General features: G+C 58.2%; 7 protein-coding genes. All 7 read right to left on the reverse strand.

What is annotated here, in order from left to right:
• Positions 1-1610: hypothetical protein (locus tag VM163_08675; GenBank protein ID HUT03947.1), on the reverse strand; the 1610-nt coding region annotated here is incomplete at its 3' end.
• 1216 nt (positions 1611-2826) lie between these two features.
• Positions 2827-3453, reverse strand: coding sequence for a hypothetical protein (locus VM163_08680; GenBank protein HUT03948.1), 627 nt, complete (start codon positions 3451-3453; stop codon positions 2827-2829).
• 3 nt (positions 3454-3456) lie between these two features.
• A complete protein-coding gene (gene fliJ / locus VM163_08685; protein ID HUT03949.1) occupies positions 3457-3918 on the reverse strand; it encodes a flagellar export protein FliJ in 462 nt (153 codons plus the stop codon).
• Positions 3905-5251, reverse strand: coding sequence for a FliI/YscN family ATPase (locus tag VM163_08690; protein ID HUT03950.1), 1347 nt, complete (start codon positions 5249-5251; stop codon positions 3905-3907). The genes fliJ and VM163_08690 overlap by 14 nt, the downstream gene beginning before the upstream one ends.
• On the reverse strand, positions 5244-6071 hold the full coding sequence (locus tag VM163_08695; GenBank protein ID HUT03951.1) for a FliH/SctL family protein: 828 nt from the start codon (positions 6069-6071) through the stop codon (positions 5244-5246). Before VM163_08695 ends, VM163_08690 begins: the two co-directional genes overlap by 8 nt.
• Positions 6064-7071 carry a flagellar motor switch protein FliG gene (gene fliG / locus VM163_08700; protein ID HUT03952.1) on the reverse strand — a complete coding sequence of 336 codons (1008 nt, stop codon included), beginning with the start codon at positions 7069-7071 and terminating at the stop codon, positions 6064-6066. Before fliG ends, VM163_08695 begins: the two co-directional genes overlap by 8 nt.
• Before the next feature lie 14 nt (positions 7072-7085).
• Positions 7086-8364: flagellar basal-body MS-ring/collar protein FliF (gene fliF / locus VM163_08705; GenBank protein HUT03953.1), on the reverse strand; the 1279-nt coding region annotated here is incomplete at its 5' end.

Below are 8364 nucleotides of genomic sequence, written 5' to 3' on the forward strand. Positions count from 1 at the left end.
TGGCCACTGCCCTCAAACAATCTCGCCGAACCGTCCGGCGCATCGACGCTCTGTCCGTTTGAACCTCTGTCGGGAGCGTTCACTGGCTCGGACGGCTTGCCCTGATGCATTCGCTGAGCACTGTCGCCGCGACCCATCTGAACCGGCTTTGCCTCGGGAGCATTCTTGTCAGGCCCCGTATCAGCCCGTCGAGAAAGGTCTGCTAAAGAACTCTTGCCGTTCTCCTTTGTGTCCCTTGACGCCGCATGCTCTTCTCGAGGCTCGAGCTCGGCGACTCGGTCTCGCTCTGGCGCACTGCGCATGGCCATCCTCGCAGGCTCTGCCTCTGGCGCACTGCTCACGCCGGACTTCGCTGGGGCCCGAGACACGGATGTAACGCCTGGGCGGTTACCCGCATCAGCGTTGGCCGCCGCCCCTGGCTCGACGCTCACGGCCGGCCTTCTGGCGCCCTCCACCCCATTCCGCTTGGATGTGGCGGCAGAAGCTCTCGAGCTCGGCTGCACCCTTCTGGACTGAGCTGCTGGCTCTGCGCTGCGCTGTCCCGTCTTCGGTGCCCGGTCCCGCTCATTCGTCAAGGGAGAAGCAACCTCTCTCTTCACGGTCAAGCGGGCTTGCTTCACTTCTGCCTTGTCCACCACCTCAGCTGATGCCGAGCGCTTGACCTCAGCCATCTCTGGCCGAAGATCACCTCGCGCCCCACGCACGTCTCTAGACTGAGCTGCTGGCTCTGCGCTCCGCTGTCCTGTCTTCGGTGCCCGGTCCCGCTCATTCGTCAAGGGAGAAGCAACCTCTCTCTTCACGGTCAAGCGGGCTTGCTTCACTTCTGCCTTGTCCACCTCAGCTGATGCCGAGCGCTTGACCTCAGCCATCTCTGGCCGAAGATCACCTCGCGCCCCACGCACCTTTTTTGATGTGTGGGTCCCTGCTCCTTGCGCCTCGTGAGCGGAAGCTCGCCGCAGACCACTGCCATCCGAGCTCGAGCTGCCCGGGCCCTTAAGCCTAGGTTCAGACCCTTCTGGGGCCTCTCGGGTGGCCAGCGCACTCCTTCTCTCAGGTTGAGAAGTGGATTCCGTTCTGGTCGGCGCTCTTGTAGGGGATTCGTCCTCCGACCTCTCTGTCGCAACTACGCCGATCTTTGCCGCTAACCGAGCGCTTCTCTTTGAGGCTCCCACCTGCTCCTGCTGCTTGACTTGAAGGTCTCGCTGTTTGACCTGAGGCTTCGCCGCCGATACCTCCGCAGAGCGCATGTATTCAGCAGTCGGCTGCGGCTGCGAAGAAGTTGAGCGTCCCGCCGGCGGTGAGAAACTAGAGCTCCGCTCCATTCGGACTGGCTTCTTGAAATCATCCTGTATTATCGCTTGCTTAGCGTTCACCTGCTCCCCTCGAAGCCCGCCTCCGAATCTGGCCGCGATGGCGCCCTTACGAGAGACATTCTGCGCCTTACGCGACTCGTCCGTTCCCTCAGCGCCGCTCGCACCCTTGAAACTGGGCACTTTCACCTGCTCTGCCCGGAGCGCCGTCCTTGACCCAGAGGTCCCGTCGGCCTCATAGCCAGTCTGTCGCAGATTGCCATCCCTAGAAGTTTCGGGCTGAAGTTCAGCTGGAGGCATCTTTTCTCCTAACCGAGCTTCTTGGCTAACTGTCTTGCCGCCTCTTCGCGACGGCCGGCTGGCGCCTGACCCGTCTTCACTTCGCACGCGGCGAGACGGACGAGCATGGGTGCGTTGATGCGAGCCTCGCACCGAATTGGGCTTGGGCTTTCGACCGGTCAAGCCAGCTGAGGTTTCACCTGCGGCTCGTCCGCTTGCCTTGCTCTCTAGTATATGGTGTCTAGCTTGTGATTTGGCACCTTCGAGTGTCGGCTTTCGGCTTGCGATCTCTCCGGTTGTGCCCTTCGCAACCAGCTTGAGCTTCGCCCCCAACGACTTGGAAGGGGAGGGTAGGCGGCCAGACGACTTCAGACCACTTGTCAGGTTGTCGCTTTCTCGTTGGAGACCAAGAGCGCGGAAGGAGGGATGATGCGATTCACTCCTGCCCCAGAAGCGAGAAGCCTTACTGGGTAGCCTGCGCCTGGCCGCACTACTTTTAGCCGGGAGGTAGCTATCTTGGCGGCTTTCAGAGGACCTAAAGTGAGGTTGTGTGAGGCCCTTGTTCGTAGGAACTAGCCGCCTGATGCCAACAGATGCCTTTCGGAAGGTATTGGAGTTGAAGTGCAAAGACCGGCCATAGGGATAAGCTGCGCGGCGCATCGCGCCAAAGCGGGATTCCTTCGTTGTATTCTGTATCGCGCCTCGTGCCTCTGTTCGGTCTAGCTTAAGGACTGTGTTCGATGATTTTGGGATTGCTCCGGGTTGAGCTTCGGTCTTTTCGGATGAGCTCGAAGGAGTTTTGTTGCTCTGTCCATTGTGCTTGGCGATAACGCCCCTCTCGGCGCTATATCGCCGCTGAGCCGTCCTGATGTGGCTGGCCAGGCCGCGAGCGCGATGTGCAGCCGGACGGTCTGATTCCTCAGCTATTGCCGGCGCCGACGCCACGCAGGCCGAATCATCCGACGTCGCATCGGGGAGGTCCTTCCCAGCCAGACCCTCCTGCGAGCGCTGCAACTCCGACCCACCCAGGCCGCCAAGCCGTTGTCTTGCGGTTCGTGGGGCCGCAAGCTCGGCCAGTTTGGCAGCAAGAGCTGAGAGGAACGAGGCGCTTAACGCCTGATGCTGCTTGCCGAGGCGCGAGCGGCCTTCCTTGCCTTGCTCCGCTGTGGCTGCTTTACTGCCCGTAAGCGAGAGAATGACATTAGGGTGCATGACAGTCATTTTGGTCGATGTAATCCTATCTGTATTTGCCGACCCACATCGTGATCTCTGCCGCCACCTCCGGCGAGGTCGCAGTGATCCCGTCCAGTATTATCGCCGCCCGCTTCTTGTTCAGCGCCTGAAATAGTGCGGCCACAAGCGAGGGGTCTTTCTTGAAGACCTCAAGCAGAGCCGAGGCAGCGTTCTGAGCATTCATCGTCCCGTATAGCGAGACCAGGCTGTCGATGCGCTCCTGCTTCTTGGCCTCTAGCTTGGTGAGAAGCTCCTCCGCGGAAGCCTTGATCTGTTTGATCGAAGCCATCTGCTTCTTGAGTTGGGCCCCAAGTTGTTCAAGGGATTTGCGGGCCTCCGCGAGCTCCTGTTCTCTTTTGTTTAAGTCCTCTTGCCGGAGCCTTAACGTCTCGAGCATCGACTCTACCGCTCGTTTGTCGGCAGAGGACGTCGCCCCGGTCGGCTTGGGCCCCCTCTGGAGCCATTGCTTGATCTTGTCCACGCCGGGTCTGGTGTCGCCGCACACGCTCGCGCTCTCAAAGAGCATGAGCAGGCTTACAATAAGCACAACGAGCGATAGGCGAACCCAAGAACCGCGGCAGCCGCTCCCACGCAGGCTCCCGAAGATTTTCCTGATTCTTCTGATCAACATTTCTCAATATCCCTCCCACTGGATCGGCATCATACGAGCGGAGCTTGCCACCTCGTCCAGGAACTTCATCTCCGCACGAGCATACTCTTTGTGATACTCCGCCAGCCTCTTGGACTTGACGCTCTCCATGGCTTTGCGCTCCTTGATAGCCTCCAGAAGCTCGTTCTTCTTCGCCTCGATTTTCCTGCAAAGCTCCGATATGAGCTCCCTCTGAGCATCGATTGCCGACATCATTCTTTTGATGTAAGACGCGAAGACCTCAATTCTGGCGATCGAGAGGTCCTCCTGCTCCAGGTCCCTGGACATCTCTTTCTTGCACGAGTCGAGGTCGTTCTGCAACGAATGCAGCTTTGCCTCGAGCTGCCTGAGGTCAAATAGCATGATGCTCAGCTCGCGGCGTTTCTCTTCCTCGATCTGCAGCCGCAGCTGCAATACCCTCTCAAGCCTGAACCTAAACGCTTTCATGTCTCTCCTCATACTCGTCTGGCGCTTCAGCCACCAGGAATCTCAGCGACTCCACAGTGCTCGTGAAGTCACCCTTTTCGTCAGGCTCCTGACGGAGAAATTGGTTGAAATCGCTCATTTTTGACATTGCGTAATCAATCAACCGATTACTACCTTTTTTGTAGGCGCCGATGTTGATCAAGTCCTCATTGTCGCGATGCATTGCCAACACCGTTCTGAAGGCGCGGGCCGCGGCCCGATGGTCCTCGGTCGCAACAGAAGTCGCCACACGGCTGCGAGATTTCAAGACATCCACGGCCGGATAATGTCCCCTGTTGGCGAGCCTTCTCGATAGAACGATGTGCCCATCCAAGACCGAGCGGCAGTGGTCGGAGACCGGTTCGTCGAGGTCATCGCCCTCCACAAGGACGGTATATAGGCCAGTGATGCTTCCCTTGCCCTCCTTTTTGCCTGCTCGCTCAAAGAGCTTGGGAAGCATCCCGAAAACCGAGGGTGGGTAACCGCGTGTTGACGGCGGCTCACCCGCCGAAAGACCGATCTCGCGCTGCGCCATCGCAAGCCGCGTTACCGAGTCCATCATCAGCATGACATCCAGCCCGATGTCTCGGAAAAACTCCGCAACACTCGTCGCCGCAAACGCCGCTCGTATCTTAAGAGGCGCTGGGGTGTCGGACGTGGAGACAAACACAACGCTTCGCTTGAGGCCCTCCTCGCCCAGGTCTCGCTCCAAAAACTCACGAACCTCACGGCCACGCTCACCAACCAGCGCAACGACATTGACATCGGCGCTCGTATTCCGAGCGATCATCCCCAAAAGGATGCTCTTGCCAACGCCGCTTCCGGAGAATATCCCCATCCGCTGGCCCTTCCCGATCGTGGCGAGGGCATCGATCGACTTCACGCCGGTCGCGATCGGTTCTACGATCGGGCCACGCTTGAGCGGCTCAAGCCCTTGCCGCCTCAGCGGATACATGTCCTCGGCGCCTTCAATCGGGCCCTTCTCGTCAATTGGCTCGCACTTGCCGTTAAGCACTCGTCCCATGAGTCCAAATCCAACTGGGACGCCCGCCCGCTCGCCGACGAGCTCTATCTTTGCTCCTGTCTTTATACCGTCCATATCCCCCAAGGCCATTGACAGAACCTTTTCCTCCCTTAGGCCCACAACCTCAGTCATCACGTCCCCGCGACCACCATGAATAACGCACAAGTCGCCTACCGCAGCCGGCGGCCCAGAGGATTCCACCACCAGGCCAACTACCTTGTTGATGGTGCCAGAGACCTCTATAGGTCCCATCCGGCAGGCGCTTTCAAGCAGCAGACGCGAACTAAGCATCGTCCGCCTCCTCAGCCGAAGCTTGCTTGTCGGGCGCCGCTTCACTCCCGGAATCAGGACTCTCCGTGACCTTCTCGAAGGCCGCTTTTATCCTGTCCAACTGCGTCGATATGCGCGCATCGACGGTGCCTCTGTTGCATTCCAACAAGCACCCTCCCCTCTCGACGCTCTTGTCGGCCACTATCGACAACCGCATCGACTTGCCCTCTGGGACGAGCTTATCAACATTATTCTGCGCAACCTTCAGGTCGATGGGGTGTAGCTTGACCGTTATCTCACCCACCCCGGCCAGAGAAGCCGCGGCCCGTTTGATATGCTCAATGATGAGGGTCTTGTCCATCCTGATCTCGCGAGCAAGAACAAGTCTTGTTATGCCAAGAACTAATGCCAACATCTCGGTGTCGCTCTCGGCCATCGCCTCTCGCCGAGCCGAGCTGAGCTCAGATACCGCGGCCCGAAATGCTGCCACAACCGTGGCAACCTCGGACTTTGCCTCACGACGGGCCTCTTCGAGAGCGCTCTGCGCACCCTCCTCCTTGCCCAGGCGAAGACCTTCCTCTTTGGCCTCCTTCAGAATCTCGGCTGCTCGCGCCTCGGCCTTCCGCACTATCTCGTTGGCCTGAGACTGTGCACTGGCAGTGTCGCTGGCTCGGGGCGGTCCATCGAGGAAACCAACGCCGTTTGAGGCAGGTTCAAACTTCTTGATGCGTGACAGCCCAGCTTCTACGAGTTCATTCTCCGCCGAGCTGATAAGGCTCTTGAGGTCGAAAGCGACACAATTTGTGTTCTGAACTTTGGAGCGCTTGAGTAGATTAGACAACGACCTCGTCACCTCCACCACCTATCTGAATGACCTGTTCCTCGTCGAGGCCTCTGACGACCTCGACTATCTCCCTCTGTGCCGCCTCGACATCTTTCAGGCGCACTGGGCCAAGGTAGTCCATTTCCTCCACCAAGAGCTGCTGGGCACGCTCCGACATGTTCCGCATGAACTTCTCCTTCATCTCATCGGTCGTCCCCTTTAGTGCCATCGTTAGGGCTTTCCGATCGACGTTCTTGAGTATCTCGCGGATGCCCATGTCGTCCAAAAGAAGGATGTCATCAAACACGAACATGAGGTCCCGGATTGTGGCCGCAAGCTCCGGATTATTGCTCTCGATCATCTCGAGCACTCCCTGACTTGTGCTTCTATCCATGCGGTTGAGTATCTCTGCGACCATCCGCACTCCGCCGATCTCCTCGGTTTGAAGCCCTGAGAGCGACTCGAGCTTCTCGTCCAAAACCGACGCGATCTTGGTCAATACCTCCGGCGAAATCTCCTCCAGGGCCGCCAATCGAAGCGTTACATCTGACCGAATCTCCTCTGGCAACGCCGACAGTAGTTCTGCCGCCCGAGAAGGGTCCAGATGACCTATGATCAGCGCTATCGTCTGCGGATGCTCATTCTCAATTATCTTCGATAACTGCGACGGGTCCACGTTCCTAAGACTTGTGAACCTGCTCGTTGTTTGAAGTGTCTTCGTCAGCCTGTCAATTATCCGGCGGGCCTCATCAGGAGCCATCGATTTAGAGAGCACCTTCTTGGCGTACTCTATCCCCCCCTTGGCGATGTACTCCTGTGCCATGTACGTGTTGTAAACCTCTTCAAGTAGGGCCTCTGCCTCATCCTTATCAATCGAATCGGCTAGCGATATCTCCCTTGTTATGTCCTGAACCTCGTCATACGCGAGCATCTTGAACATTTTCGCCGTCGATTCCTCACCAAGAAGAATTAAGAGCCTAGCGACTTTCTGCACACCTGTTGACGTGTCCGTAGCCACTTACCAAATCCCTCCTATTGCTTCTGGCTTTGCATCAAAGCCCGAAGTAACTGCAACGCTGTGTCCGGCTCTCGCTGGATTATCTGATTGATGCGCTTGACCAAGATGTTCCGCTTGCTAGTGCGCTCAGAGTGGGTCTCTCCAGCGAGCATCTCTGCCTCTATCTCCTCGACTGTCTTGCCCTCGAGCGCCATCTCAGACTCCATCTCGCTCCCCGGTAGCCCCTCGAGGCCCGCATTGCCCCTGCCGACAGCTGCAAGCGCCGTCGCTGGCGCAAGAGCCTCCCCTCGGACAACCACGCCTTTCATCAAAGGCCTAATGACTAGAACGAAAACCAGAATGAGGCAAATGATCAATAGAGGCGTTCGAACCGCACCCAACGCTCTGCTCCAAAACGCCTCACGCTGGTCCTGGGCTGCCGCAAACTGCTCCTCCTCGACAGCCTGTCTGTCAAACGACAGATTCTCCACGACAACCATATCGCCCCTGTCCTTCGAGAACCCAATCGCTTTCTCGACGAGCTCCCTGCATTTGGCGATCTCTACCGCCGAAAGAGGCTCATATTCGTAATTCCGCTCGCCGCCCTCCTCTTTGATGACAGCCTTGTCGTCCAGAATCACCGCCGCAGAGACCCGCTTTATCTCGCCCGGATGCTCGGTCGTTTTACGAATAGTTTTGCCCACCTCATAGTTCCGCGTTCGCTGAGTGCGCTTGATATAATTGTTTTCTTTCGTCGTAGTCGGGGCTGCCTGCTCTTGCCCAAGATTGGAGCGCGTGCCGGGAACGCCGCCAACCTCATTTGGCTTCCCAGACTCCTCGTTGAGCTCCTGCTCGCTCCGCAGAACCTGCTCGGTCGGATCGTAGTTCTCCTCCTCGAGCTCGACCTCCTTGAAATCCATCGAGACCGACACTCTCGCTCGGACCTTGTTCTGACCGACAATCGGCTGCAGGAGCGAAACGATCTTATCCTCATACATCTTCTCCGTCTCTCGGCGAAGTGTAAGCTGGCTCTGCGTCAGACCGGCAGAGGGCGATTGCTCTGACTCCGTCAGGGTCTCCCCAAGCGAATCGACAACGGTGATGTTCTCAGGGGACAAGCCCTCAACCGCCCCAGCAACCAGGTGAACGACCGCACGCACCTGCCCCCGCTCGAGGCCAGCGCCGCCCCTTAACTTCAGCCAGACAGACGCCGTCGGCTGTTTCTCCTTCTCCCAATACAGGCTGCGCTTCGGTATCACGAGGTGAATTCGGGCCTGCGAAACCTGCTTGAACCGCACAATCGTCCTGGCCAGC

The organism is bacterium (genome assembly GCA_035527515.1).
In the GTDB taxonomy this organism is placed as follows: domain Bacteria; phylum B130-G9; class B130-G9; order B130-G9; family B130-G9; genus B130-G9.

Excerpts from the sequence above, each read along its gene's own strand:
- VM163_08680 (HUT03948.1), bottom strand. The coding sequence starts at position 3,453 with ATGTTGATCAGAAGAATCAGGAAAATCTTCGGGAGCCTGCGTGGGAGC.
- fliJ (HUT03949.1), bottom strand. The coding sequence starts at position 3,918 with ATGAAAGCGTTTAGGTTCAGGCTTGAGAGGGTATTGCAGCTGCGGCTG.
- VM163_08690 (HUT03950.1), bottom strand. The coding sequence starts at position 5,251 with ATGCTTAGTTCGCGTCTGCTGCTTGAAAGCGCCTGCCGGATGGGACCT.